This window comes from Actinomadura syzygii, assembly GCF_008085905.1.
In the GTDB taxonomy this organism is placed as follows: Bacteria; Actinomycetota; Actinomycetes; order Streptosporangiales; family Streptosporangiaceae; genus Spirillospora; species Spirillospora syzygii.
The window spans coordinates 427,373-451,601 of the sequence record NZ_VSFF01000009.1; the positions used below are offsets into that span (position 1 = coordinate 427,373).

Sequence of the window (24,229 nt, forward strand, 5' to 3'; positions counted from 1 at the left end):
GCGGGTCACTCGGGTTCGTCCCTCAGTTCCTCGATGATGTCGCGGACGGCGTCCATCAGCGCGTCGGCGTCGTCGGTGAGGCCCGGGTCGAGCGAGAGGCCGAAGCACAGGTCGCGGTCGACGCCGAGGCCCGCGATGGCCAGCGGCGCGCCGGGCGCCAGCGGGACGATCGGGAACACGGCGGTGAGCGGCGCGCCCGCGAGCCAGAGCTGCCTGTCCGGTCCGGGGAGGCTCGACACCGTCCCCTGGAGGAACCGGCCGCTGTAGGACATGCGCGCGAAGCGGGCGTGCAGCGGGGCGGGCATGATCCGTCCGGCCTGCCACATCACGAACCAGGCGGCCTGCGCGCGGGTGCCGGTGCGCAGCACCCGGCCGCGCTCGGCGATCAGCGCGAGCCGGTCGGGCTCGGCCATCTTCCCGATCGGCAGGTCGACCATGACGGCGGTGGTGTGGTTGCCGACCATCGCGCTGCCCGGCGGCCGCATCATCAGCGGGACGGCGACGCGGCACGTTCCCGGCCTGCCGTCGTCCTCGCTGACGACCCGGTTCAGCGCGCCCGCGACCGCGCACAGCACGACGTCGGTGACGCGGGCGTCGTAGCGGCGGCCCACGTCCCGCACGGTCTTGAGCGGGAGCTGCATGGTGCCGAAGCGGCGGTCGGACGTCCCGCTCGCTGGCAGCGGCTCCGGCTTCGTGACGGCGGTGGCGAGCTGCCCGAGCCCGACCACGGTCGCGAGCGCCTTCTGGAACGGCCTGCGCGGGAACTTCGCGCCGAGGTTGTCGGGCGGGGGCTCCATCAGGTACATCGCCTGCGCGACGATCCCGACGCCGTCGGCGACGACGTGGTGCATCAGGTAGACGACGGCCGTGCGCCCGGGCTCGGCGCCCTGCACGACGACCATCCGCCAGGGCGGGCGGTCGAGCGGCAGCGCCTCGGACTGGATCTCCGCGACCAGCGCGCGCAGCCCGGCCATGCCGTCGACGTCCCGCTCGGGCACGTGCCACTCCCAGTCGACCGGGTCGTGGTCGGCCCAGACGGGACGGCGCCAGCGCCCCCGCCGGACGAGCCGCTGCCGGAACCTGGGCAGGCCGTCCAGCCGCTCCTGGATCACGCGGACCAGGTCTTCGCGGTGGACGGGCCCGCGTTCGGTGTCCAGCATGATCACGCCGCCCGCCTGCTGCGGCGCGGCGGGCGTCTCGACGGCGAGGAAGAACGCGTCCGGGCCCTGGACGCGGGCGGACGGCGCGCGGCCGATGCGGTCGGCCGCGTACACGGCGGCGGCGACGAACGGGACGGCGGCGGCCGCGTCCAGGATGTAGTGGTTCGCGGTCGCGAGGATCACGTACAGCGTCACGAGGACGTGCGCCGCGTTCACCACCTGCACCCAGCGGCGCGCGTTCACCCGGGCCAGCTCGACGCCGACCCACAGCGTCCAGCCCATGTGCAGGGACGGGACGGCGGCGAACTTGTCGGCGTGCTCGACCATCGGCGAGCCCCACGACCCCCACGTCCTGCCCAGCAGGACCGTGTCGACGAACCCGAGGTCGGGCATCAGGCGCGGCGGCATGACCGGGTACAGCGCGAAGCAGGTCAGCCCGCCGAGGTTGAGCAGGATGAATCCGTTGCGGGCCGTCCGGTACCGCTCGGGATGGCGGAGGAACAGCCACACCAGCAGCGCCAGCGCGCTCGCGATGTAGGTGATCGCGTACTCGTAGTTCGCTAGGACGCGGAGCACCGACCGGTCGGCGAGCCACCCGTTGAGCGCGGGCTCGACGTCCAGGCGCAGCGACTTCTCCAGGTGGAAGATCGCCTCGCCGTGGGCGCGGGCCGCCGCCGTCCTGCCCTGCTCGGGGAGCCGCGTGACCAGCGCGTACAGCGAGAACAGCAGCAGTCCGGCGAGCAGTTCCCGGCGGACGCGGAGCGGGCGGCGCGCCGCGTCCGCCGGGACGGGCACCGCGTCGCGCGCGGTCACCGCTTCGTGTGTGCCCATGGCCCTCCCTTTACCGCTGTTACCCAGGATTGCTGGCGATCAGACGGCGATGACGGGATTTACGGATCATGCCCGGATCCGGCGCGCGGCCCCGGACCCCGTTACCAGCAAAGCATCCGGCAGGGACGGGCCGCGGGGAACCATCTGGCGCGACAGTACGTCTTCGATATATCGTTGTCGTATCGCGAGAGCTCATAGAGAGATCTCAGAAGGCAGGTGGAGAACATGGGGCACATGCACGGCCGGGGCCCCTGGCGCGACCTCCCGTTCGGCGCCCTGTTCGGCGGCGGACCCGGCGCCCACGGTCCCGGCGGGTCCGGCCCCGGCGGGCCGTGGGGGCCGTCGTCCTTCGGCTTCGGGCCGCGCCCGCCGTGGGCGCGGGGCCGCGGCGGCCCGTGGGGGCGCGGCGCCAAGGCGCGCAAGGGCAACGTGCGGGCGGCGATCCTCGTCCTGCTCGCCGAGGAGCCGCGCAACGGCTACCAGATCATCCAGGAGATCAACGAGCGCAGCGACGGGGCCTGGAAGCCCAGTCCGGGCGCGGTCTACCCGGCGCTCCAGCAGCTCGCGGACGAGGGCCTCATCGCGGGCGAGGAGTCCGGCGGGCGCCGCTCGTTCCGCCTCACCGACGAGGGCCGCGCCTACGTCGAGGAGAACGCCGACCGGCTGGCCGAGCCGTGGGCGGAGATGACGCCCGAGTTCGGCGAGGGGGTTCCCGAGCTGTTCAAGCAGGCCGCGCAGACGGGCGCCGCGGTGATGCAGATCGTCCACTCCGGCTCCGCCGAGCAGGTCGAGCAGGCGCGCGTCGTCCTGTCGGGGGCGCGCCGCGACCTCTACCGCATCCTCGCCGACGACGCGCCCGGCGACGCCGACGACGACGGCGGGCCGACCACCGCAGGGCCGACCACCGGGGAGTGACCATGGCACGCCAGGATGAGATCCGGATCGGGGACGCCGAACGCGACGCGGTCACCCTCGCCCTGCACGACCACTTCGCCGCGGGACGCCTCGACCGCGCCGAACTCGACGAGCGGCTCGACGCCGTGCTGTCCGCGCGGACGCGCGGCGACCTGCGGGCGCTCGTCCGCGATCTGCCGTCCCCCACCGGCCTGCCCGAACCGGAACCGGCGCCCGCCGTGTCCTGGGAGCAGGGCGCGGCGGTGATGTTCGGCGGGCCGGGGCACCCCGCGTGGAAGCGCCATCACCGGCACATGTCCCGGCGCCACCGGCACGGGCCGCACTTCCCGGTGTTCCCGCTGATGCTCGGGGTGTTCCTGGTGCTCGCCCTCACGGTCGGGCCGGGGACGGGGGTCCTCGCCGTCCTGCAGATCGCGCTGGTGATCTGGGTGGTGAAGGCGGTCGTGCTGGCGTTCGGGACGCGGCGGCGGCACCGCGCGTGACCGCGCCCGCCGCGTCGGGCGGGCTCAGCGCAGGCCGGCGTCCCGGGCGAGGAGGCCGGCCTGCGTCCGGTTGGCGCAGCCCAGCTTGTCGAGGAGGCGGGAGACGTGGCCCTTCACAGTGGCCTCGCTGAGGTGGAGCCGTCCGGCGATCTGCGCGTTGGACAGCCCCTCGCCGAGGCAGCCGAGCACCTCGGTCTCGCGTCCGGTGAGGCCGCCGAGCAGGTCGCGGGTGCGGGCGCGGCCGTCCGCACGGGCGCCCGCCGTGCCGAGCAGCCGCGTCGTCGCGGCGGCGGACAGCACCGTGTGCCCGTCGGCGGCGACCCGGACGAGCTTCACGAGGTCCTCCGGCGGCGTCGACTTGAGCAGGAACCCCGCCGCGCCCGCGCGCAGGGCCCGGACGACGTACTCGTCCGCGTCGAACGTGGTCAGCGCGACCACGACGGGCGGGGAGCGCAGCGCGGCGACGCGCTCGATGGCGGCGAGGCCGTCCACGCCCGGCATGCGCAGGTCCATGAGCACCACGTGCGGGCGGTACCGGACGACCGCCTCGACGCCCGCCGCCCCGTCGTGCGCCTCCCCGACGACCTCGACGTCGTCGGCCGCGCCGAGGATCGTGCGCAGGTGCGCGCAGACCATGGGCTCGTCGTCCACCAGCAGGACCGTGATCACGGCGTCCCACCTTTCTGACCCCTGGGAGGACGACGCCGTGATCCTCGCTTCGCTGGGGTCACGGCGCGCCCACCGGCAGGTAGGCGGGCAGGGACGCCTCGACGCGGAAGCCCTCCTTGTCGGGGCCCGCCGCGAACGTCCCGCCGATGAGCTCGACGCGCTCGCGGAGCCCGGCGAGGCCCGTCCCGGAGCCGCTGGCGGCCAGGTCGGCGTCCGGTTCGCCGGAGGGCGCCGTGTTCCGGACGGTCAGCGTCACCCCGTCGACGCGGTAGCGGACGTCCACCCGGACGGCCGCGCCGGGCGCGTGCTTGCGCGCGTTGGTGAGCGCCTCCTGCACGACCCGGTACGCCGTGCGTCCCACGGCGGGTGACGCGGCCGGCGGCTCACCGTGCTCGGCCAGCTCGACCGGGACGCCGACCGACGCCGACTCCGCGACCAGCTGGGACAGGTCCGGCAGCGGGCCGTGTGCGGCGGCGGGCGGCGCGCCGGGGCCGCGCCGCAGCAGGCCGATGACGTCGCGCAGCTCGTCCAGCGCCTGGCACCCGGCGGCGCGGAGCTCCTCGGCCGCCGCGCGGGTCGTCTCGTCCGGGGCGTGGACGCGCAGCGCGCCCGCCTGCAGCACCATGAGCGTCACCCGGTGCGCGACGACGTCGTGCATCTCGGCGGCGAGCCGGGCGCGCTCCTGCGCGCGGGCCCGCTCGGCGAGCAGGTGCCGCTCCCGCTCGGCGCGCTCGGCCCGCTCGGTGAGGCCCTGCACGGCGCGGCGGCGCGCCGCCGCGTACATGCCGAGCAGGGCCGCGCCCATGACGACGGCGACGCTGCGGAAGACGAGGGCGTTGACGCTGCCGGTCTCGGCGGCGGCGAAGCGCCGCATCGCCGCGTCGGGGAGGACGTCGTCCAGGCAGCCGATCGGGACGAGCAGCGCCGCGATCGGCAGTCCCCGCATCCAGACCGGTCGCCCGCCCTCGCGCGGGAACGCCATCGCCGCGTAGGCCGCGAGCGGCGCGGTCGGCGGCCACCACACGGCCGCGTTGAGGGAATGGTCGGCGTGGACGCGCAGCAGCGTGCCGGGTGCGGCCAGTTCGGTGAGCCAGTACAGCGCGGCGAGTCCGGCGGTGAGCCACGCGACCGTCATCGGGGCGCGGCGGCGGAACGCCAGCGCCAGCGCCGGGACCAGCATCAGCGCGAGGGCCGCGCCGCCGTGCCAGCGGACGACGGAGCCCGGCGCGGTGACCGTCCACCAGGTCAGGTAGGTCCCGGCGAACACGACGGCGGCGTCGGCCACCAGGTCGCGGGGACGGCCGTCCGGGCGGAGCCAGACGGGGAGCCACGCTAGGACGGGACGCGGCGATCGCATGAGCACACCGTACGCACCCGTCCCCGCGCGGGCACCCCTACGAAAGTCGCGTCCGCGGGCCGTTCGTCGCGGGCGGACGCGACGTTCCGCGCTGCCGCCGCACGGCCCGCGCGGGCTGGAATCGGCGGCATGATGCTGAAGCTCGTCCTGCGCGGCCTGGCCGCGCACCGCGCCAGGCTGCTGCTGTCCGGCGTCGCGGTGGTCGCCGGGGTCGCGTTCGTCGCCGGCACGCTGATCTTCTCCGCCACGCTGGACCGCTCGTTCGACCGGGCCTTCGACGACCTCGGCCGCGGCACGGACGTGGTCGTCCGGGCGCACCGGGCGTTCGAGCCGGGGCTCGGCGAGCGGTCGGCGGAGCGTCCCGTCCCGGCGGCGGTGCTGGACGCCGTCCGGCGGGCGGACGGCGTCGCCAAGGCGCACGGGGTCGTCACCGGGTTCGCCGCCGTCGTCGACCGGCGCGGGCGGATCGCGGGCGCGGAGCCGCAGACCGGCGTCGCCTGGGACGGCGACGCCGACCTGTCGCTGCCGCGCCTCACCTCCGGGACGCCGCCCGCCGCGCCCGACGAGGTCGCCGTGGACGTCACCACCGCCCGCGCCGCCGGGTACCGCGTCGGCGACCGGGTCGCGGTGGCGCTGGCGTCCGGGACGCGGACGTTCCGGCTCACCGGCCTGTTCGAGGTCGGCGACTCGGCGCTGAGCGACCAGCTCTCGATGACCGCGTTCGCGCCGGACGCCGCGGGACGCCTGCTGTCCGACCACCCGGGGACGTACGCGCGGATCGTCGTCCGCGCGGACGGCGGCGTCCCGCAGGAGCGGGTCCGCGACGCGGTCGCCGCGACGCTCCCGCCCGGGTTCGAGGCGATCACCGGCCGGGAGGCGATCACCGAGCAGTCCGACTCCTTCAAGGACATCCTGAAGGCGCTGCGGACGTTCCTGCTGGCCTTCGCGGTGATCGCGGTGTTCGTCGGGTCGTTCATCATCTTCAACACGTTCGCGATGCTGGTCGGCGGGCGGGTGCGGGAGCTGGCGCTGCTGCGCGCGGTCGGCGCGTCGCGCGGGCAGGTGACGCGGTCGGTGCTCGGCGAGGCGGCCGGGGTCGGGCTGGCCGGGTCGACGCTCGGCCTCGCGGCGGGCGCGGGCGTCGCGGCCGGGCTGGCGCGGCTGACGTCCCTGCTCACCGGCGGGGAGCCGCTGCCGTTCGGGCCGCTGGTCGTGCCGCCGTCCGCCGTCGTCGCCTCGTACGCGGTGGGGACGCTCGTCACGCTGGCCGCCGCCGTCGTCCCGGCGCGCCGCGCGGCGCGGGTGCCGCCCGTCGCCGCCCTCCGCGAGGGGACGGTCGCGCCCCGCCCGCTGCGCACCCGGACGCTCGCGGGCGCGGCCATGCTCGCGGTGGGCGGCGGCCTCATCGCGGCGGGGCTGGGCGCGCACGACAAGGCCGCGCTGACCCTCGCGGGGGCGGGGTCACTGGCCGTGTTCGCCGGGACGGTCGTCGTCTCGCCGGCGCTGAGCCGTCCGGCCGTCCGGGCGCTGGCCTGGCCGGCCGCGCGGTTCGGCGGGAGCGCGGGCCGGCTCGGCGGGCGGAACGCGCTGCGCGACCCGCGCCGGACGGCGGCGACCGCGTCCGCGCTGACGATCGGGCTCGCGCTGATCGCGGCGGTGTCGGTGCTCCTCCAGTCGATGGCGGCGTCGGCGGACCGGCAGCTCGCCGCCGGGCTCACCGCCGACTACCAGGTCACCGGGCGGAGCCAGATCACGCCGATCCCCGCGGGGGCGACCGGCGCGGTGGCGCGGGTCGGCGGCGTACGGGCGGCGATCCCGATCCGCACGGCCCGGCTCGACCTGGACGGCTCCGTGCGGACGGCGGCGGCGGGCGCGCCCGGCGAACTGCTCGGCCACTTCCGCCTCCCTCTCCAGGAGGGCACGCGCGCCCCGCGCGGAGACGAACTGCTCGTCGGCCGCAGCCTCGCGAAAGCCCAGGGCTGGCGCGTCGGAACGACGATCTCCGGCCGATACCAGGACGGGACGGGGCGCACCTTCCGCGTCGCTGGCGTGTACGCGGACCGTCCGTCCGTGACGCCGTCCGCGCCCAGCATGATCATCGACTGGGACGGCTACCGCGCGCACGACCCCGACGCTCCGATCGACCGCATCGAGATCGACGCGGCGGGCGCCGACCGGGCCGCCCTGGAGCGGGCGCTCGCCCCCTGGCCGAACCTGGAGGTGAAGGACCGTGCCCAGGTCAGGGCCGACGCCGCCGGGCAGATCGACCTGTTCCTCGACCTCGTCCTCGGGCTGCTGGTGCTGTCGGTGCTCGTCGCCGCGCTCGGGATCGTCAACACGCTCGCGCTCGCCGTGTCGGAGCGGACGCGGGAGATCGGCATGCTCCGCGCCGTCGGAATGGGGCGCGCGCAGCTCCGCCGGATGATCCGGTACGAGGCGGTCGCCGTCTCGCTGTTCGGCGGGGTCCTCGGCGTCGGGACGGGGATCGTGCTGGGTGTCGTCCTGCAGCGGGCGCTGACCAGGGGCGACGGCGGCATGGAGGTGCTCGACGTCCCCTGCGCGCGGCTCGCCGCCTACGTCGCGGCGGCCGCCGTGCTCGGCGTCGCCGCCGCCGTGTGGCCCGCCCGCCGGGCCGCGCGGATGGACGTCCTGCGCGCGATCGGGACCGAGTGAGGTCAGGCGGCCACCAGCGTGCAGCGGTCCGGGACGGCGGCGCGCAGCGCGACCAGCCCGCGCGCGATCAGCGGGTTGGCCCGGCTGCCGCGCCGCACGCAGGTCAGCACCCGCCGCTTCGGGACGCCGTCCCCGGACAGCGGCACCCGCACCACCGGCTGGTCGGACGGCCCGCCGGCCAGCCGGGGCACGAGCGACACGCCGAGCCCATTCGCGACCAGCGCCCAGATCACCGACCAGGTGGTGGCGTTGTGCGCGATCCGCGGCGTGAACCCGGCGGCCGCGCAGTACGTCATGACCTGCTGGTGGTGGGCGCAGACCTCCGGCTGGACGCTGATCCACGCCTCGTCGGCCGCGTCCTCCAGCCGGACGCCGGTCCGCGACGCGAGCGGGTGCCCGGCCGGGACGATCAGGTCGAGCGCCTCCTCCAGCAGCGGCTCCCGGTCGAAGCGCGGGTCGCCGGGCGGGGGCGCGTCGGGGGTCGGCTCGATGACCGCGATGTCGGTCTCCCCGGCGGCGAGCAGGCCCATGGCCACGTCGGTGTCGCACTCGCGGACCTCGATGACGAGGTCGGGGTCCGCGCGGTGGAGCGCGCCCGCGGCCGGGGCGATCAGCCCGCCGACGGCCGTCGTGAACCCGCACATGCGCAGCGGCCCGGTGACCCCGGCGCGGTGCGACTCCAGGTCGGCGAGGGTCTCCTCCCACTTGGCGAGCAGCCCGTCGGCGTGGACGATGAGCATCTGCGCCGCCGGGGTCAGCCGCACCTTGCGGCCCTGCGGCTCCAGCAGCGGCACCCGCAGTTCCCGCGCCAGCTCGCGCAGGTGGTGGGAGACCGCCGACGGGGTGAGGTGCATCGCCTCCGCCGCCGACGTGACCGTCCCGTACTGGTGGACGAGCCGGAGCATGTGCAGCCGCCGCAGATCAATCATGTAACCATCTTGCACGATCACATGAGGAAATCTGAAATGGACGGCAATGGTCGGCCGGTCGCAGACTGGTCATATGAGCGAGCAGAACACGATCCTCTCCCGGCACCTGACCAGCGACGGCGTCGTCGTCTGGATCCGCTGCGCCTGCGGGCGCCTCCGGATGGACCTCGTCCCCAACGCGGGCGGGCGGCCCCTCACCGCCGGTCCCTGCCCGCACTGCGCCGTCAGTCCCGATCGAGCGTGACCTCGTAGTGGAGCGTCCGGTAGCGCTTCATCCGGTGGAACAGCGGCACCGCGAAACCCTGCAGGAAGGGGTGCTTGCGCGCCAGCATCCCCCGGACCGGGCGCGCCTCCTCCTCGGTGAGCAGCCGGACGCGCCCCCGCGTCGCCCGGCCGATCACCTTTCCCCTGGTGGTGCTCGGCGCGATCTCCACTTCGGGATTGCGCGCCAGCCGCTTCGCCTTGAACGCCTTGTCGTAGGTGCGGAAGTAGGCGTGCTCGCCGCGCACGACGATGCTGACCGGCGTGCCGACCGGCGTCCCGTCCCTTCGGTAGGACGTCAGCATGACGGCGCGCCGCTTTCGTAGGTCCTCTAGCGTCGATGTGGTGGTCATGCCCCTGAGACGCCGCCGGGGCCACGGTTTGTGACATGGTTTGTGACATCAGGCCGGGCGCAGGGCGGCGGCCTCGGCGGCGAGGGCGCGGATGCGGTCCCAGTCGCCCGCGCGGACCGCGTCGGCCGGGGTGAGCCACGTCCCGCCGACGCAGCCGACGTTGTCCAGGGCGAGGTACTCGGCGGCGTTCCGCGGCGTCACGCCGCCGGTCGGGCAGAACCTCGCGCGCGGCAGCGGCCCGGCGAGCGCCTTCAGGTACGCGGGCCCGCCCGCGGGTCCGGCGGGGAAGAACTTCATCGCGGTGACGCCGTCCTCCAGCAGGGCGATCACCTCGGACGCGGTCGCGGTGCCCGGCAGGAACGGCAGGCGGGTCGCGAGCATCGCGGCCCGGAGCCGCTCCGTGCAGCCGGGGCTGACGAGGAACCGGGCCCCGGCGGCGGCGGACCGCTCCGCGTCCTCGGGCCGGACGACCGTGCCCGCGCCGACCACCGCGTCCGGGACCTCGGCGGCGATCAGCGCGATCGCCTCCAGCGCCGCCGGGGTGCGCAGCGTCACCTCGATGGCGGGCAGGCCGCCGTCCAGCAGGGCGCGGGCGAGCGGGACGGCGGCGTCCGCGTCGTCCAGCACCACGACCGGGATCACGGGCGCGAGGTCGAACAGCTCATCGGCGATCATGCGGGCTCCAGGTCGGTCGGGTGCGGATCGTTCGGGCCCTGCTCGTTCGGCCCCTGCTCGTTCGGCTGCGCGTCGGCCGGTTTCGCGGCGGCGGGGTGCGGTTCGGGCAGGCTCTGCGCGAGCCGGACGGCGGCCCCGGCGAGCGCCGGGCCCGGGTGGACGATCAGCGCGGTCGGGATGCCGCGCATGTACTCCTCCACGGGTGGCTTCCCCTCGAAGCGCTCGCGGAACGCGCTGTCGCGGAGCACGTCGGCGATGCGCGGCAGGATCCCGCCGCCGAGGTAGACGCCGCCGCGTGCGCCGAGCGTGAGCGCGACGTTGCCGGCGAGGGAGCCGAGCAGCGCGCAGAACATCCCGAGGGCCTCGGCGCAGCGCGGGTCGTCGCGGCGCTCGGTGATCTGCTCGGCGGTGAGGCCGGGTGCGTCCGCGCCGTCGAGCGCGGCGAGGTAGCGGTGGATGCGGACGAGGCCGTCCCCGGAGAGGAGGTATTCGGCGGTCGCCGTGCCCTTCTCCGCGCGGAGCAACCGCGCGACGTCCAGTTCCCGGTCGGTCGCGGCCGGGGCGTCGACCTGCCCGCCCTCACCGGCCAGCGGCACCCACCCGGACCGCGTCGGGACGAGCCCGGCGACGCCCAGCCCGGTGCCCGGCCCGAGGACGGCCCTCGGCGCGTCCGGGTTCGGGCTCCCGCCGCCGATGGGGATCAGGTCGTCGTCGCCCAGGCGTGGCAGGGCGAGGGCGAGCGCCTCGAAGTCGTTGAGGACGTCCAGGTACGGGACGCCGAGCCGGGCCCGCACCTCTTCCGGCGTGCCTTTGGGCCAGCCCGCGTTGGTGAGGTGGAACGTCCCGTCGGTGACCGGTCCGGCGACCGCGAGGCACGCGGCGGACGGCCGGACGTCGGGCGCGTACCGGGCGAGGTAGGCGGCGGCCGCCTCGGCGAGCCCGGCGTGCTCGCGGGTCGGCAGCGACCTGATCAGGCAGGGGGCGCCGTCCGGGCCGTCGACCAGCGCGAACCGGGCGTTCGTGCCGCCGACGTCCGCGATCAGCCAGGTGCCCCACGACCCGGTCACGCGAACACTCCCGCGCCGCGCTCCGCCGGGCCGACGGCGTGGCGGAAGGCGCCGAACAACTCGCGCCCGGTGCCCCAGGTCCCGGACGCTGTGTCGGCGACGTCGGGCTCGCGGGCGGCGAACTCCTCGTCCGGGACGAGGACCTCCAGCACCCCCGCGTCCGCGTCGAGCCGGACGACGTCCCCGTCGCGGACGCGGGCGAGCGGCCCGCCCGCCGCCGCCTCCGGCGACACGTGGATCGCGGCCGGGACCGCCCCGGACGCGCCGGACATCCGCCCGTCCGTCACCAGCGCGACCCGATGCCCGCGATCCTGCAGGACGGACAGCGGCGGCGTCAGCCGATGCAGCTCGGGCATCCCGTTGGCGCGCGGCCCCTGGTTGCGGACGACCGCCACGACGTCCCGGTCCAGCTCACCGGCGGCGAACGCCCGCTGGAGCAGTTCCTGCGAGTCGAACACGCGGGCCGGGGCCTCGATCGTCCGGTGCTCGGGACGCACCGCCGACACCTTGACGACCGCCCGGCCGAGGTTGCCGCGGACGGTGTGCAGGCCGCCGTGGGTGTCGAACGGCTCCGCGACCGGGCGCAGGACGTTCCGGTCGCCCGACTCCCCGGGCGCCTCCCGCCATTCGACCTTGCCGCCCGCGAACTCCGGCACCCGGCGGTAGGCGGCGAGGGTGGCGCCGCCGACCGTGCGGGCGTCCTCGTGCAGGAGCCCGGCGTCGATCAGCTCGCCGATGAGGAACGCCGTGCCGCCCGCCGCGTGGAAGTGGTTCACGTCGGCGGTGCCGTTCGGGTAGAGGCGGGTCAGCAGCGGCGTCACGGCGGACAGCTCGTCGAAGTCGTCCCAGGTCAGCTCGATGCCCGCGGCCGCGGCCATCGCGACGAGGTGCAGCGTGTGGTTCGTGGACCCGCCCGTGGCGAGCAGCGCGACGACGCCGTTCACGAACGCGCGCTCGTCCAGCAGCTCGCCGATCGGCGTGTACTCGTCGGCCAGGTTCGTGATCTTCAGGACGCGCCGTCCGGCCGCCTCGGTCAGGGCCTCCCGCAGCTTCGTGTCCGGCGGGACGAAGCTCGCCCCCGGCAGATGCAGGCCCATGACCTCCATGAGGAGCTGGTTGGAGTTGGCCGTCCCGTAGAAGGTGCAGGTGCCGGGCGAGTGGTAGGACGCCGCCTCCGCCGCGAGCAGCTGCTCGCGTCCGACCTCGCCCGCCGCGAACCGCTTGCGGACCTTCGCCTTCTCGCCATTCGGCAGCCCGGACGCCATCGGCCCGGCGGGCACCAGGATCACCGGCAGGTGCCCGAACGACAGCGCCCCGATCACCAGCCCAGGGACGATCTTGTCGCACACGCCGAGCAGCAGCGCCCCGTCGAACATGTCGTGGGACAGCGCCACCGCCGTCGCCATCGCCACCACGTCCCGGCTGAACAGCGACAGCTCCATGCCCGCGCGGCCCTGCGTGATCCCGTCGCACATCGCGGGGACGCCGCCCGCGAACTGCGCCGTCCCGCCCGCCGCGCGGATCGCGCCCTTGAGGACGTCCGGGTAGTCCTTGAGCGGCTGGTGCGCGGACAGCATGTCGTTGTAGGCAGACACGATCGCGATGTTGGGCGTGACGTCGCCGCGCAGCCACAGCTTGTCCTGGACGCCGCAGGCCGCGAAGCCGTGGGCGAGGTTCGCGCAGCCCATGCCGCCGCGCGCCGGGCCGTGCGTCCGGGCGTCCCGGATCCGGGCCAGGTAGGCGTCGCGCGTCCCGGCGCTCCGCTCGGCGACGCGCCGGGTCACTTCCGCCACCACGGGATGGACAGCCATAGGAACGCTCCAGACCAGGGGGTTCGCCTTCTCCGACTGGTCAAGCTACCGAGACATACGTAACCGACACAAGCTGACTTTTGAACTTCCTCTTACAAAAGTCTGCTGGTTAGGCGTCTGGACGTACCGAACGAGGGCGTGCTTGACTGGCCGGATGCCGCGCCCCGTCACGCGTCCGTCCACCGCAGGCGACCTGCTCCGGCTGATCCGGGAGGACGGCGTCGCCACCCGCGCCGAGCTCGGCCGGATCACCGGGCTGTCGCGCCCGGCGGTCGCGTCCCGCGTCGCCGCGCTCATCGCGCGCGGTCTCGTGGTGGAGCGCGCCGACGGGCCGTCCACCGGCGGACGGCCCCCGGCCCGGCTGGAGTTCAACGCGGCGGGCGGGACCGTCCTCGTCGCGAACCTCGGCCAGTCGCGCGGCCAGCTCGCCGTGTGCGACCTCGCCGGGACGGTCCTCGCCCGCGCCGACGGGCCCCCGGCCGACACCTCCCCCGGCAAGACGCTCCCCCGCCTGCTGGACGAGTGGGAGGCGCTGCTCGCCGCGTCCGGGATCGGCGCGGCGACCGTGCGGGGCGTCGGGCTCGGCGTCCCCGACGCCGTCGAGCACGCCCCCGGGCGCTGGGACGGCGTCGAGGTCGGCCCCCCGATCGCCGCCCGCTTCGGCGTCCCCGCCTACCTGGACAACGAGGTCAACGCCGCCGCCCTCGGCGAGCACCGCGCCCACCCGGGCGTCGACGACCTGCTGTTCGTCAAGGTGTCCACGGGCATCGGCGCGGGGCTGATCGCGGGCGGCCGGATCCAGCGCGGCGCGCTCGGCGCGGCGGGCGAACTCGGCCACGTGCCGATCTCCGCGCCCGTCCCGGCGCCGTGCCGCTGCGGCAACGTCAACTGCGTCGAGGCGATCGCCGGGGGCACCGCGCTGCTCGCCCGCTCCCCCGCCGACGACCTGCCCGGCCTCGCCGCGCTGGCCCGCTCCGGCGACCCGGCGACGGTCGCCCTCCTCCGCGACGCGGGACGCCGCATCGGCGAGGTGGTCGCCACCGCCGTGAACCTGCTCAACCCGGCCGTCGTCGTCCTCGGCGGCGACCTGGTCGGCGCGGACGAGCCGCTGATCGCGGGCCTGCGCGAGGTCGTCTACCAGCGCTGCACGGCCCTCGCCACCCGCAGCCTCCGCATCGAGCCGAGCCGCCTGGGCGAAGAGGCGGGCCTGACCGGCTGCGCCACCATGGCCCTGACCCACCTGCTCTCCCCCGCTGCCGTCGACACCACGGGCTGAGCCGCCGTACGCCGCCGGTGCCCTGAACAAGGTCTCGCGCCAATTTCACGCCATTGACCAGGGGGTTCGGTGGCGGTTGACCTCAAGTTTGGTTGAGGAAGAAGACTGGGCGTCCGACGAGAGGGGGGACCCGGCATGCGGGTGATCGAGGTCAGGGAGTTCGGCGGGCCCGAGGTCCTGGAGGTCCGGGACGCGCCGGACCCGGTGGCCGGTCCGGGGCAGGTCGTGGTCGGGCTGGACGCCGTGGACACCCTGCTGGTGGAAACGCGCATCCGCGCGGGCCTGGCCAAGGAGTTCTTCGACGTGCGGCCGCCGTACGTGCCGGGAGGCGGCGGGGCGGGGGTCGTGACCGCCGCCGGTCCGGACGTCGACCCGGCCTGGGTCGGACGGCGCGTCGTGGTGTCCGTCGGCAACGGCGCCTATGCCGAGCAGGTGGCGGCGCCGCTGGACGCCGTCGTCCCCGTCCCGGACGGGGTCGCCCGGAACGAGGCGGCGGCGCTCCTGCACGACGCCGTCACCGCGCTGTCCGTCTTCGAGACCGCCGAGGTCAAGGCCGGGCAGACCGTCCTCGTGGTGGGCGCGACCGGCGGGATGGGGGTGCTGCTCGTCCAGCTGGCGCACGCGGAGGGCGCCCGGGTCGCCGCAGCGGCGCGCGGCGCGCGCAAGCTGGAACTGGCCCGCGAACTGGGCGCGGAGATCGTCCTCGACTACTCCGAGCCCGGCTGGGCGGACGAGATCCGCGGGCAGGCCGACGCCGTCTTCGACGGGGTGGGCGACCGAATCGGCCTCGCGGCTTTCGAGGCGACCGCCGAAGGCGGCACGTTCTCCGCCCACGGCGCGACCTTGGGCGGCTTCACCGCGACCGACCCGAAAGAGGCCGCACGCCGTGGCATCACGCTCCGCGGCATCATGGACGTGCAACTCAGCACGGACGAACGAGTGCGCCTCCTCAGCAAGGCCCTGGTGAAGGCCGCCGAGGGCGTCCTCAACCCGGTCATCGGCCAGACCTTCCCCCTCGACCGCGCCGCCGACGCCCACACGGCGATCGAGAACCGCACCGTCCTCGCCAAAACCCTCCTACTCCCCTAAGCGCCAACGCGCTAGGGGTGGGGTTAGCTCCACCTTGGAGCGGGGGCTTTCCCTTCGGGGATGGGGTGGCTGAGGCCAGTGCTTCCAAGAATGTCGGACGCGAAGGTTGTCATGGACGACGACGCGACCGGTACGGGGAGGACGAATGGCGAGCGTGGCGATGCGGGCGGGCAGGGCGCGGCCGCTGCTTACCGAGGTGGGGCTGCTGCTGGCCTTGTTCTCGTTCTACAAGTGGGGGCGGACGCTCGTCCAGCACGGGCCGGGTGAGGCGTTGTCGAACGCTAAGTGGCTGTGGGGGTTCGAGCGCGAATGGCTGCCGAACGAGGTCGGCTTCCAGCACTGGGCGCTCGGGTGGGACCACACGGCGTTCCTGGCGAACGTGTACTACGTGAGCGTGCATTTTCCCGGGACGGCGCTGCTGCTGATCTGGGTCTACGCGCGGCACCGGTCGTCCTACCGGCGGGTGCGGAACGAGTTGGTGGTGCTGACGGCGGCGGGGCTCGTGGTGCACATGCTGTTCCCGCTGGCGCCGCCGCGGCTCGCCGGAGTCGGGGCGGTGGACACGATGCTGACGGTGGGGCCGTCGGCGTATCCGGCGGCGGCGGACGGGATCGCGAACCAGTACGCGGCGATGCCGTCGCTGCACATCGGGTGGGCGATCCTGGTCGCGGTGACGGTGCTGCGGGTGTCGCGGAGCCGGTGGCGGTGGGCGGTCGCGCTGCACGCGCCGGTCACGGTGTTCGTGGTCGTGGTGACGGCGAACCACTACTGGACGGACGGCCTCGTCGCCGCCGTCCTGCTGGCCGGGGCGATGGCGCTGGTCGCGCTCCTGGAGCGGGTACGGCAGGGTGGTGGACATGCTGCCGACGCACACGAGCTCCGAGGTTCCGGACGTCCTGGTGGCGGTGCTGCCGGTCGGGAGCCACGAGCAGCACGGCCCGTTCCTGCCGCTGGCGACGGACACGGTGATCGCCTGCACGATCGCGGCGGAGATCGCGAAGACGCACCCGGTGCGGACGCTCCCGCCCGTGACGATCTCGTGCTCGCATGAGCACGCGGCCTGGCCCGGGACGGTGAGCATCTCGGCGGCGACCCTGCACGCGCTGGTGCGGGACGTCGCCGAGTCGCTGCGCCGGGCCGGGGTCCCGAAGCTGGTGCTGGTGAACGGGCACGGCGGCAACTACGTCCTCGGGAACGTGGTGCAGGAGGCGCACGGCGACATGGCCCTGTTCCCCGGCCTGGACGAGTGGGAGGCGGCCCGCGCGGCGGCGGGCATGGAGACCGACGGCGACGCCGACATGCACGCCGGTGAGCTGGAGACGTCGATCCTGCTGCACGCCCATCCCGGGTTGGTGCGGGACGGCTACGAGACCGCCGATCACCTGGCCGATGACCGGCGGTCCCTGCTGACCCTGGGAATGGCCGCCTACACCGCCTCCGGGGTCATCGGACGTCCGTCACTGGCGAGCGCCGACAAGGGTCGGGACGCGCTCGGCAGTCTCGTCGCTGCGTTCGGGGGGTGCCTGGCGGCGCTTCAAGGGCAGGGCGGCGGCGCCCGGCAGGCACGCGACGAAGGTCAGCACGCCGTAGACGACGGCGACGGTCAGCCCCTGCGCTGAGCCGAGCCCGGCGGCGCCGAACGCGACGGCGAGGACGGCCTCCCGCGGCCCCCAGCCGCCGACGTTCACCGGCAGCATCATCACGAGCAGCGCCAGCAGCAGCAGGGGCAGCAGGTCGAGGAGCGGCGCGGTCGCCCCGGCGAGGCGGGCGGCGACGACGAACAGCGTCAGGTGCCCGGCCAGCGCCGCGACCGACAGCGCGGCGACGGCGGGCCAGGCGTCCAGGACGGACCGGGCGTCGGCGAGCGTCGCGGCGAGCGCGCGGTGCCGCCAGCGGGTGAGGGCGAGCAGCAGGCTCAGGACGACCCCGATCCCGATCAGCACGGGCGTCATCACCGACAGCACGGCGGGCTGCGTGAACAGGACGACCACCCCGACCAGCACCGGGACGGCCTGCCCCATCACCCGTTCGAGGAACACCGCGCGCACGCCGCTGGCGCCCGACCGCTGCCCCTGGTTCACGGCGCGGTGGACGTCCCCGAGGACCCCGGCGGGCAGCACAGCGTTGAGGAACTGGGCCTTGTAGTAGTCCGCGACGGCCCACCCCAAGGGCAGGCGGACGCCGAGCCGCCCGGCGACCAGGCACCAGCGCGCCGCGCTCAGGACGGTGGTCGCCAGCCCTATGCCGAGGGCGATGAGCAGGGAGGGTCCGTCGATGGCGTGGAGGGCGTCCAGGAAGGCGCCGGTGCTGTGCCACCAGACCAGCCCGCCGAGGATGCCGACGCCCGCGAGCAGGCGCAGCCAGGGCCAGAGCTTCTTCACGACGTGCCTCCGGGGAGTGCGAGCAGGTCGATGTGGTGGACCTCGGCGGTGAGGCGCCCGGACGCGACGTCGGCGAGCCGCCGGTCGAGGTAGGCGTCCGCGGCGGGGGCCAGGTCGGGCCGCTGCTCCACGGCGGCACCGACCCAGCCGCGCAGCCACACGCGGGTCAGCGCGGCCTGCCCGGGACCGAGCCGCCAGGTGCTCGGCCTGGTCAGGACGGACGCGCCGCGCCGTTCGAAGGCCCGAGCCGCGACGGTCCCGGCGTCCGGACCGAGGAGACCGCCGCGGCGCTGGTGGGCGTCGAACGCGGCCGCGATCTCCGCGTCGAACGGGTCGGACGGCGACAGCCACACGCGGCCGACGACCGACAGGGTCAGCAGCGCCGGGCAGGCGACCGCCGCCGCGACGGCCTCGACGTCGGCGGCGGTCAGCACGTCCAGCAGCGCGGACGCGGTGACGAGCGACGCCCCGACGAGGTCGGACGCGCGCAGCGCGCCGACGCGGCCGAGCCGGGTCTCGACGGTCGCGGGCAGGTCGTCCACGGAGGTGTAGGCGTTGCCGCGGGCCCGGTCGAGCAGCGCGGGGTCGCTGTCGTGCAGGATCCAGTGCTGCGGCCCGCGCAGCCGCCCGGACAGCCAGCGGCCGAGGGCGCCGGTGCCGCAGCCGAGGTCCCAGATGACGAGCGGGCCGTCCGGCGGCAGCGCGGCGCGCAGCGGCCCGATCAGCTCGGCGGCCCGCGCGGCGGCGTCGGCCCCCTCCCGCAGCGCCAGCCACGCGGGATCGAACCCGGACTGCTCCTCATCAACGATCATCGGGTCTCCCGGCGGAGTCTCGAAAGGACGGTGGACATGCGGCGGGCGGTATCGTCCCAGCCGGTCAGGGCGGTGCGGCGGAGGCGCGCGGACTCGCGGAGCCGGGTCCGGGCGGCGGGCTCGACGAGCCAGCGGCGCAGCGCGGCGGCGAGCGCGGCCGGGTCGTCCGGCGGGACGAGCAGCCCCGGCACGGCGCCGGTCGCGTCGAAGCCGAGCGTGTCGGGGACGGCGTCCGCCGACGCGGCGAGGACGGGGATCCCGCGCGCGAGCGCCTCGCTCACGACCATCCCGTACGTCTCGGCCCGGGACGCGAGGACGACCAGGTCGGCGGCGGCGTAGGCGTCGTCCAGCCGCTTGCCGGTGAGCGGCCCGGCCAGCACGACGCGGTCGTCCAGCCGGTGCCGGGCGATCTGCCGCCGCAGCCGCGTCACGTGGGACGGGTCGCGCTCCAGCGGCCCGGCGCACTCGCACCGCCACGGCAGGTGCGCGAGCTCGGCGAGCGCCTCGACGAGGACGTCGTGGCCCTTGCGCGGCGTCACCGACGCGACGCACAGCAGCCCGGTCGCCCCGTCGGTGCCGGTGGCGAGCGGCGCCGGGTCCGTCCCCGGCGGGACGGCGTGGACGCGCGGCGGTTCGAGCCCGTGGTGGGCGAGCAGGTGGTCGCGGGCCCAGGGGCTGGTCGCGACGACGGCCCCGGCCGCCTCCAGCACCTTGCGCTCGCCCGCGTTGAGGTCGTCCTGGCCGGGCTCGTCAGCAAGCGGCAGGTGGACCAGAACCGCGACCCGCAGCCGCGCCGCCTCCGGCACGACGATCTCCGGGACGCCGCACGCTACGAGGCCGTCCAGCAGGACGACCGCGCCGTCCGGCAGCGAGCCGAGCATCCGGGCGAGCCCTGCGCGGGCCCGCCCGTCCGGCCGCGGCCACCCGCCGGGCGCGGCCAGCTCCCGGACGGGCCGCCCGGACGCGGCGAGCGCCTCGCACAGCCGCCGGTCGTACCGGTTGCCGCCGCTCGGCGTGCCCGCGTCGTCGATCCCGGCCGGGACGACGACGCACACCTCGTCGACCATCACCGGGCTCATGGCGTCAGGTCCCGTTCGTAGGTCGCCCACGCGACGTGGGACTCGCGCAGGGTCACGGCGATGCCGGACAGGCCCCGCGCGTGCTCGCCCAGCGCGCCCGCGCGCACCCGGTCGGCGAGCCGGTCGGCGACGACCTTGGCGAGGAACTCGGTCGAGGTGTTGACCCCGGCGAACTCCGGCTCGTCGTCGAGGTTGCGGTAGTTGAGGGCGGCCAGCACGTCGCCCAGCTCGCGGGTGGCGAGGCCGATGTCGACGACGATGCCGTCCGGGTCGAGTTCGGCGCGGCGGAACGTCGCGTCCACCACGAAGGTGGCGCCGTGCAGCCGCTGCGCGGGCCCGAACACCTCGCCGCGGAAGCTGTGGGCGATCATGATGTGGTCCCGGACGGTGATCGCGAACAACGTGCCTGCTCCAGTCGGTCGGGGTCTCAATAGGTAATTCGGTGGCAGAGCGCGGGAAGTTCACCGGACGCCAGACGCGGCATGACCCGCGGCAGGTCGGCGAAGCCGGTCTCCCCCGTGATCAGCGCGTCGAACGCCGGGTCGGCGAGCAGTCGCAGCGCGACCGCCAGCCGGTCGGCGAAGGTCCGCCGGGACCGCCGGGCCGGCGCCACCGCGCCGACCTGGCTGCTCCGGACGGTCAGCCGCCGCGAGTGGAAGAACTCCCCCAGCGGGACGCTGACCTGCCGGTCGCCGTACCAGCTCAGCTCGACGACCTCGCCGTCCGGGGCGAGCAGTTCCAGCGACCGCGCGAGCCCCGCCTCGGTGGCGCTCGCGTGGACGACGATGTCGCAGCCGTCGTCGGCGTCCTCGGGGCGGGCGAAGCCGACGCCGAACGCGCGGGCGACGTCCGCACGCGACGGATCGGTGTCGACGAGCTGCACCCGGCACCCCGGGAACCCGGCGAGGACCCCGGCGACCGAGCAGCCCACCATCCCGCCGCCGACGACGGCGATCCGGTCGCCGACCAGCGGAGCGGCGTCCCAGAGGGCGTTGACGGCGGTCTCGACCGTCCCGGCGAGGACGGCGCGCTCCGGCGGCACCCCGTCCGGGACGGGCGTGACCGCGCCCGCCGGGACGACGTAGCGGGTCTGGTGCGGGTAGAGGCAGAACACCGTGCGGCCGAGGAGGTCGGGCGGGCCGTGCTCGACCTCGCCGACGTTCAGGTAGCCGTACTTGACCGGGCCGGGGAACCCGCCGTCCTGGAAGGGCGCGCGCATGATCGCGTGCTGGCTCGGCGGGACGCCGCCGCGGAACACGAGTGCCTCCGTGCCCCGGCTGACGCCGGAGAACAGCGTCCTGACCAGGACGTCGTCCGGTCCCGGCGCGGGCAGGGCGACGTAGCGGACCTCGCCCTCACCTGGCGATCGGATCCAGAAGGCGCGGGCCTCGCGCTCCATCCGTGCTCCTCCCCCGGTTCCCGCTTCCGTCCCGCCGCTCCCGGCGGACGAACAGCCATACGACGTCGCGTCCGAACGACCACAGCAGCAGCGCGAGCGCCGCCGCGACCAGCGCCGCCGGGTACGGGACGACGCCCGCCGCCGCGGCGACCAGCGCCACTCCCTGCACCACCGCGACGGCCTTGCGCGCGATGCTCGGCGGCAGGTCGGCGCGCACCCACGGCGCCGCCCAGGCCGCCGCGCCGAACGCGTACCGCATCGCGCCGATCGCGAGCACCCACCACCCGACGGTCCACGCGACCTGGACGCTCAGCACCAGGACGAGGAACGCGTCGGTCTCCATGTCGAACCGCGCGCCGAGCCGCGACGCCGTCCCGGTGCGGCGGGCGACCCGGCCGTCCACCCCGTCCAGGACGAGCGCGACGGACGCGACCGCGACCAGCGTCCAGGTGTGCCCGCCGCCGAGGAGATGCCCCGCGACCAGCGCCGTGACACCCCCGGTGAGCACGACCCTGGTCAGCGTCACGTGGTCGGCCGGGCCGAGCGCGGCGCGGGCGCGGAACGCCGCGCTGAGGACCGCCCAGGACGCCAGCGCGTAGACGACGCCGACGACCAGGCCCGCGAGGCCGGGACGGACCGCCGCCGCCAGCCCGACCTGGGCCGCGGCCGCGGCGGCCAGCTCGCCCGCCCGTCCCGGCCGGGGAAGGCGGCGCGGCACCGGCGGCGCCAGCGGCAGCGACAGGGTCACCGGCCGGGTCATCCGCGCACCTCGCTCACCGGCGCCTCGCCGAGCCGCACCGAGCCGTCGAGCTGCGGCAGGTCGTGGCCGAGCCGGTCGCGCTTCGCCGTCAGGTAGCGGACGTTGTCGGCGCTGACCTGCACGAGCAGCGGCATGCGGGACGACACCCGCACCCCGTACGCCTCGAGCGCGCTGACCTTGTCCGGGTTGTTCGACATCAGCCGCACCGACCGGACGCCGAGGTGCCGCAGCACGCGGGCCGCCGGGCCGTAGTCGCGGACGTCCACCGGCAGCCCGATCGCGGTGGCCGAGTCGACGGTGTCGAGTCCCTGGTCGTCCTGGAGGATGTGGGTGCGGACCTTCGCGACGAGGCCGATCCCCCGCCCCTCGTGGCCGCGCAGGTAGACGAGGACACCGGCGCCCTCGCGGACGATGGCGTCCAGCGCCGCGCCGAGCTGGTCCCCGCACTCGCAGCGCGTGGCGGCGAAGATGTCGCCGGTCATGCATTCGGAGTGCGTCCGGACGAGCACGTCGTCCCGCTCCCGGATGTCGCCGCGCACGAGCGCCATGTGCTCGTGCCCGTCGACCGGGTCCCGGAACGCGACGGCGCGGAACACGCCCCGGCGGGTCCGCAGATCCGCCTCCGCGATGTCGTTTCGGTCGATGCCCTGATCGCGCATCGCTCCCCTTCCTCGGCTCCGCAGTCGTCCCTGGTACGTGGCGGGCGCACCGGGCGGTTGCGTTCGAACGGTTCGTATGTCCGGTGGCACGGAGGGGAGGCACCGCTCGGTTCAGCGCAGGCGGGCGGTCACCACCAGATCGTTGACGGCTCGGCGGTTCGACGGGAGTTCCGGCAGGTCGGAGCGTTCGCGCTCGGCATCGAGGCGGACGGTCAGCGCGGCGACGTCGGCCTCGATCCGGGACGGCTCCGGCGCGTCCGCGGGCAGCGCCCCGTGCTCGGCGCCCCGCTTCGCCTCGATCAACTCGGCCAGGTAGGACGGGCCGTCCCCGGCGAGGCGCGTCAGGTCGGCCTCGACCTGGCCCGTCCGCATCAGATGGATCCCCGTCAGCAGGACCCTAAACGTGTAGAGCAGCGGTTTCAGTCCGTGCGTCTGGCTGAACTGCTTCCACTGCGTCCGCGCGAAACCGAGGTAGTGATGCGCGTGGTTGGACGTCACCAAGCCCGGCACGAGCGCCTTCATCTCCTCGTGCAGCGGAGACGTCGCGACGACCAGCGGGGACATGACCTGCTCCAGCACATACCCGTTCCGCCGCAGCAGCAGCGTGCAGAACTTGGCCAGGTCGTGGGTGACGATGTCGGCCTCCACGCCCGCGTGGTCCCACATGCGCGTGAAGGTCTCCTCGCCGGTCTCCAGCCCGACGACCTCCTCCAGCGGCAGCAGGTGGACGCCGCGCAGATCGACGTCCGAGTCCACGGACGGGAAGCCGTACAGGTGCGCCCCGCTGACCGTGACGAACGCGCGCGGGTACGGATGGTCGGCGGCGAGGCGGTCGAGCAGGCCGTCGGGGAGGTCGGGCGCGTTCACCGGTCAAGGCTCCTTCGTCGGACGGAGATCAGCAGGTCCTCGACCGCCGCGCGGTCGGGCTCGGCGGGCAGCGGGCTGCGGTCGAGGGCCGCGTCCACGTCGGCGGTGAGGGCGGCGCGCCAGGCGGCGATCTCGTCCCAGCCGACCTCGCCGCGCCGCACGGCGAGCAGCCGTTCGCGCCGGTCGCCGACGTGCACGCGCGGCTCGCCGTGCCGGACGAGGTGCAGCCCGCTCTCCAGCAGCCGCAGCATGTGCATGACGTGCTTCCAGCGCGGCGCGCCGCCGTTGCGCAGGTCGCCTTCGAGCTTGCGGAACTGGGCGTCGGCGTAGCGGAGGAAGCTCTGGTGCGCGCGGCGTGACAGGAACGCCTCGCGGACGGCCAGCAGTTCCCCGCCCTCCGGCGTGACCTTCTCGACCAGCGGCGACCACAGGCATTCCAGGACGGTCGGGTTCGCCGCCAGCGCCAGTTCGCAGAACCGCTCCAGTTCCCAGGAGAACTGCTCGGGCAGCGGGCCGTCCACGTGCGTCGGCGGCTTGGCGAACCGCCAGAACAGCGGCGCGGGCGCGGCGTAGACGCCGCGCCGGTCGACGTCGCTGGCGTCCGTCGCGAGGCCGTAGGCGCGCGACCCGGCCACCACCGCCAGGATCGTGTGGTCGCGGACGAGGTCGAGCGCGCCCTCGCCGTCGGAGATCGTCACGCGGGCAGCCTGGCGCAGCGCGTCCG

Annotated in this window: 23 protein-coding genes and 2 pseudogenes; 8 read left to right on the plus strand and 17 right to left on the minus strand. The window is 75.2% G+C overall.

Annotation, left to right across the window (positions count from 1 at the left end):
- Window positions 1-5 precede the first annotated feature (5 nt).
- Window positions 6-1,991, minus strand: coding sequence for a bifunctional phosphatase PAP2/O-acyltransferase family protein (locus FXF65_RS24755; protein ID WP_148352399.1), 1,986 nt, complete (start codon window positions 1,989-1,991; stop codon window positions 6-8).
- 225 nt (window positions 1,992-2,216) lie between these two features.
- Between FXF65_RS24755 and FXF65_RS24760 the strand changes: the two genes are divergently transcribed.
- Window positions 2,217-2,906, plus strand: coding sequence for a PadR family transcriptional regulator (locus FXF65_RS24760; protein WP_148352400.1), 690 nt, complete (start codon window positions 2,217-2,219; stop codon window positions 2,904-2,906).
- A 2-nt stretch (window positions 2,907-2,908) separates the two neighbouring features.
- Window positions 2,909-3,388 carry a DUF1707 SHOCT-like domain-containing protein gene (locus FXF65_RS45955; RefSeq protein WP_148352401.1) on the plus strand — a complete coding sequence of 160 codons (480 nt, stop codon included), beginning with the start codon at window positions 2,909-2,911 and terminating at the stop codon, window positions 3,386-3,388.
- 24 nt (window positions 3,389-3,412) lie between these two features.
- Here the strand turns inward: FXF65_RS45955 and FXF65_RS24770 are convergent, their stop codons facing one another.
- Both FXF65_RS24770 and FXF65_RS24775 read right to left on the minus strand, forming a co-directional pair.
- Entirely contained in the window at window positions 3,413-4,057 is a 645-nt protein-coding gene (locus tag FXF65_RS24770; RefSeq protein ID WP_148352402.1) for a response regulator, read from the minus strand.
- A gap of 58 nt (window positions 4,058-4,115) precedes the next feature.
- Window positions 4,116-5,414, minus strand: a complete 1,299-nt coding sequence (locus FXF65_RS24775) for a sensor histidine kinase (RefSeq protein ID WP_222868721.1) — start codon at window positions 5,412-5,414, stop codon at window positions 4,116-4,118.
- Window positions 5,415-5,543: 129 nt separating this feature from the next.
- On the opposite strand from FXF65_RS24775, the gene FXF65_RS24780 reads away from it, so the two are divergent.
- Window positions 5,544-8,087 (plus strand): ABC transporter permease, encoded by a 2,544-nt coding sequence (locus FXF65_RS24780; protein ID WP_148352403.1) that lies wholly within the window; start codon window positions 5,544-5,546, stop codon window positions 8,085-8,087.
- A 2-nt stretch (window positions 8,088-8,089) separates the two neighbouring features.
- On the opposite strand, the gene FXF65_RS24785 is transcribed toward FXF65_RS24780, so the two are convergent.
- Entirely contained in the window at window positions 8,090-9,016 is a 927-nt protein-coding gene (locus FXF65_RS24785) for a LysR family transcriptional regulator (protein WP_246199066.1), read from the minus strand.
- A 73-nt stretch (window positions 9,017-9,089) separates the two neighbouring features.
- Here FXF65_RS24785 and FXF65_RS43920 point away from each other — a divergent pair, with 73 nt between their 5' ends.
- A complete protein-coding gene (locus tag FXF65_RS43920) occupies window positions 9,090-9,260 on the plus strand; it encodes a hypothetical protein (RefSeq protein WP_187412485.1) in 171 nt (56 codons plus the stop codon).
- Here the strand turns inward: FXF65_RS43920 and FXF65_RS24790 are convergent.
- From FXF65_RS24790 to edd, 4 genes are read right to left on the minus strand one after another with little or no spacing between them, the layout of a single operon-like run.
- On the minus strand, window positions 9,241-9,630 hold the full coding sequence (locus tag FXF65_RS24790) for a PPOX class F420-dependent oxidoreductase (protein ID WP_148352404.1): 390 nt from the start codon (window positions 9,628-9,630) through the stop codon (window positions 9,241-9,243). The genes FXF65_RS43920 and FXF65_RS24790 overlap by 20 nt on opposite strands.
- Window positions 9,631-9,678: 48 nt before the next feature.
- Window positions 9,679-10,305, minus strand: a complete 627-nt coding sequence (gene eda / locus FXF65_RS24795) for a bifunctional 4-hydroxy-2-oxoglutarate aldolase/2-dehydro-3-deoxy-phosphogluconate aldolase (RefSeq protein WP_148352405.1) — start codon at window positions 10,303-10,305, stop codon at window positions 9,679-9,681.
- Complete coding sequence (gene glk / locus FXF65_RS24800) at window positions 10,302-11,372, minus strand: glucokinase (RefSeq protein ID WP_148352406.1); 1,071 nt, start codon at window positions 11,370-11,372, stop codon at window positions 10,302-10,304. Before glk ends, eda begins: the two co-directional genes overlap by 4 nt.
- Entirely contained in the window at window positions 11,369-13,183 is a 1,815-nt protein-coding gene (gene edd / locus FXF65_RS24805; RefSeq protein ID WP_148352407.1) for a phosphogluconate dehydratase, read from the minus strand. The genes glk and edd overlap by 4 nt, the downstream gene beginning before the upstream one ends.
- Window positions 13,184-13,337: 154 nt before the next feature.
- On the opposite strand from edd, the gene FXF65_RS24810 reads away from it, so the two are divergent.
- From FXF65_RS24810 to FXF65_RS24825, 4 genes and pseudogenes are all read left to right on the plus strand, one after another.
- On the plus strand, window positions 13,338-14,459 hold the full coding sequence (locus FXF65_RS24810; protein ID WP_148352408.1) for an ROK family transcriptional regulator: 1,122 nt from the start codon (window positions 13,338-13,340) through the stop codon (window positions 14,457-14,459).
- Between the two features lie 135 nt (window positions 14,460-14,594).
- On the plus strand, window positions 14,595-15,548 hold the full coding sequence (locus FXF65_RS24815) for a zinc-binding dehydrogenase (protein ID WP_148352409.1): 954 nt from the start codon (window positions 14,595-14,597) through the stop codon (window positions 15,546-15,548).
- Between the two features lie 160 nt (window positions 15,549-15,708).
- Window positions 15,709-16,353: pseudogene (locus FXF65_RS45415) on the plus strand (phosphatase PAP2 family protein); the annotation flags it as partial.
- A 52-nt stretch (window positions 16,354-16,405) separates the two neighbouring features.
- Window positions 16,406-17,167 carry a creatininase family protein gene (locus tag FXF65_RS24825; RefSeq protein ID WP_148352411.1) on the plus strand — a complete coding sequence of 254 codons (762 nt, stop codon included), beginning with the start codon at window positions 16,406-16,408 and terminating at the stop codon, window positions 17,165-17,167.
- 3 nt (window positions 17,168-17,170) lie between these two features.
- Here the strand turns inward: FXF65_RS24825 and FXF65_RS24830 are convergent.
- The 9 genes and pseudogenes from FXF65_RS24830 to FXF65_RS24870 all read right to left on the minus strand — a co-directional run.
- A pseudogene (locus FXF65_RS24830) lies at window positions 17,171-17,929 on the minus strand (lysylphosphatidylglycerol synthase transmembrane domain-containing protein); the annotation flags it as partial.
- Complete coding sequence (locus tag FXF65_RS24835) at window positions 17,926-18,741, minus strand: class I SAM-dependent methyltransferase (RefSeq protein ID WP_148352412.1); 816 nt, start codon at window positions 18,739-18,741, stop codon at window positions 17,926-17,928. The pseudogene FXF65_RS24830 and the gene FXF65_RS24835, both read right to left, overlap by 4 nt.
- Complete coding sequence (locus FXF65_RS24840; protein ID WP_148352413.1) at window positions 18,738-19,820, minus strand: glycosyltransferase family 4 protein; 1,083 nt, start codon at window positions 19,818-19,820, stop codon at window positions 18,738-18,740. Before FXF65_RS24840 ends, FXF65_RS24835 begins: the two co-directional genes overlap by 4 nt.
- Window positions 19,817-20,221: a 6-pyruvoyl trahydropterin synthase family protein gene (locus FXF65_RS24845; protein WP_148352414.1), complete on the minus strand. Its 405-nt coding sequence runs from the start codon at window positions 20,219-20,221 to the stop codon at window positions 19,817-19,819. Before FXF65_RS24845 ends, FXF65_RS24840 begins: the two co-directional genes overlap by 4 nt.
- Before the next feature lie 26 nt (window positions 20,222-20,247).
- Window positions 20,248-21,219 carry a zinc-dependent alcohol dehydrogenase gene (locus tag FXF65_RS24850; RefSeq protein WP_148352415.1) on the minus strand — a complete coding sequence of 324 codons (972 nt, stop codon included), beginning with the start codon at window positions 21,217-21,219 and terminating at the stop codon, window positions 20,248-20,250.
- A complete protein-coding gene (locus FXF65_RS24855) occupies window positions 21,176-21,979 on the minus strand; it encodes a CDP-alcohol phosphatidyltransferase family protein (protein WP_148352416.1) in 804 nt (267 codons plus the stop codon). Before FXF65_RS24855 ends, FXF65_RS24850 begins: the two co-directional genes overlap by 44 nt.
- The gene (locus FXF65_RS24860; protein ID WP_148352417.1) at window positions 21,976-22,638 is read right to left on the minus strand and encodes a GTP cyclohydrolase II; all 663 of its coding nucleotides are present in this window, start codon (window positions 22,636-22,638) and stop codon (window positions 21,976-21,978) included. Before FXF65_RS24860 ends, FXF65_RS24855 begins: the two co-directional genes overlap by 4 nt.
- Before the next feature lie 111 nt (window positions 22,639-22,749).
- A complete protein-coding gene (locus FXF65_RS24865; RefSeq protein ID WP_187412486.1) occupies window positions 22,750-23,505 on the minus strand; it encodes a nucleotidyltransferase domain-containing protein in 756 nt (251 codons plus the stop codon).
- Window positions 23,502-24,203, minus strand: a complete 702-nt coding sequence (locus FXF65_RS24870) for a nucleotidyltransferase domain-containing protein (RefSeq protein ID WP_246199067.1) — start codon at window positions 24,201-24,203, stop codon at window positions 23,502-23,504. The genes FXF65_RS24865 and FXF65_RS24870 overlap by 4 nt, the downstream gene beginning before the upstream one ends.
- Between the last annotated feature and the right edge of the window lie 26 nt (window positions 24,204-24,229).

Bases quoted from the DNA above. Each gene is read 5' to 3' on its own strand.
- eda (WP_148352405.1), bottom strand. From the start codon at position 10,305: ATGATCGCCGATGAGCTGTTCGACCTCGCGCCCGTGATCCCGGTCGTG.
- FXF65_RS24815 (WP_148352409.1), top strand. From the start codon at position 14,595: ATGCGGGTGATCGAGGTCAGGGAGTTCGGCGGGCCCGAGGTCCTGGAG.
- FXF65_RS24840 (WP_148352413.1), bottom strand. From the start codon at position 19,820: ATGAGCCCGGTGATGGTCGACGAGGTGTGCGTCGTCGTCCCGGCCGGG.
- FXF65_RS24860 (WP_148352417.1), bottom strand. From the start codon at position 22,638: ATGCGCGATCAGGGCATCGACCGAAACGACATCGCGGAGGCGGATCTG.
- FXF65_RS24810 (WP_148352408.1), top strand. From the start codon at position 13,338: ATGCCGCGCCCCGTCACGCGTCCGTCCACCGCAGGCGACCTGCTCCGG.
- FXF65_RS24760 (WP_148352400.1), top strand. From the start codon at position 2,217: ATGGGGCACATGCACGGCCGGGGCCCCTGGCGCGACCTCCCGTTCGGC.
- FXF65_RS24790 (WP_148352404.1), bottom strand. From the start codon at position 9,630: ATGACCACCACATCGACGCTAGAGGACCTACGAAAGCGGCGCGCCGTC.
- FXF65_RS43920 (WP_187412485.1), top strand. From the start codon at position 9,090: ATGAGCGAGCAGAACACGATCCTCTCCCGGCACCTGACCAGCGACGGC.
- FXF65_RS45955 (WP_148352401.1), top strand. From the start codon at position 2,909: ATGGCACGCCAGGATGAGATCCGGATCGGGGACGCCGAACGCGACGCG.
- FXF65_RS24780 (WP_148352403.1), top strand. From the start codon at position 5,544: ATGATGCTGAAGCTCGTCCTGCGCGGCCTGGCCGCGCACCGCGCCAGG.
- FXF65_RS24850 (WP_148352415.1), bottom strand. From the start codon at position 21,219: ATGGAGCGCGAGGCCCGCGCCTTCTGGATCCGATCGCCAGGTGAGGGC.
- FXF65_RS24785 (WP_246199066.1), bottom strand. From the start codon at position 9,016: ATGATTGATCTGCGGCGGCTGCACATGCTCCGGCTCGTCCACCAGTAC.
- edd (WP_148352407.1), bottom strand. From the start codon at position 13,183: ATGGCTGTCCATCCCGTGGTGGCGGAAGTGACCCGGCGCGTCGCCGAG.
- FXF65_RS24825 (WP_148352411.1), top strand. From the start codon at position 16,406: ATGCTGCCGACGCACACGAGCTCCGAGGTTCCGGACGTCCTGGTGGCG.
- FXF65_RS24835 (WP_148352412.1), bottom strand. From the start codon at position 18,741: ATGATCGTTGATGAGGAGCAGTCCGGGTTCGATCCCGCGTGGCTGGCG.
- FXF65_RS24755 (WP_148352399.1), bottom strand. From the start codon at position 1,991: ATGGGCACACACGAAGCGGTGACCGCGCGCGACGCGGTGCCCGTCCCG.
- FXF65_RS24855 (WP_148352416.1), bottom strand. From the start codon at position 21,979: ATGACCCGGCCGGTGACCCTGTCGCTGCCGCTGGCGCCGCCGGTGCCG.
- FXF65_RS24775 (WP_222868721.1), bottom strand. From the start codon at position 5,414: ATGCGATCGCCGCGTCCCGTCCTAGCGTGGCTCCCCGTCTGGCTCCGC.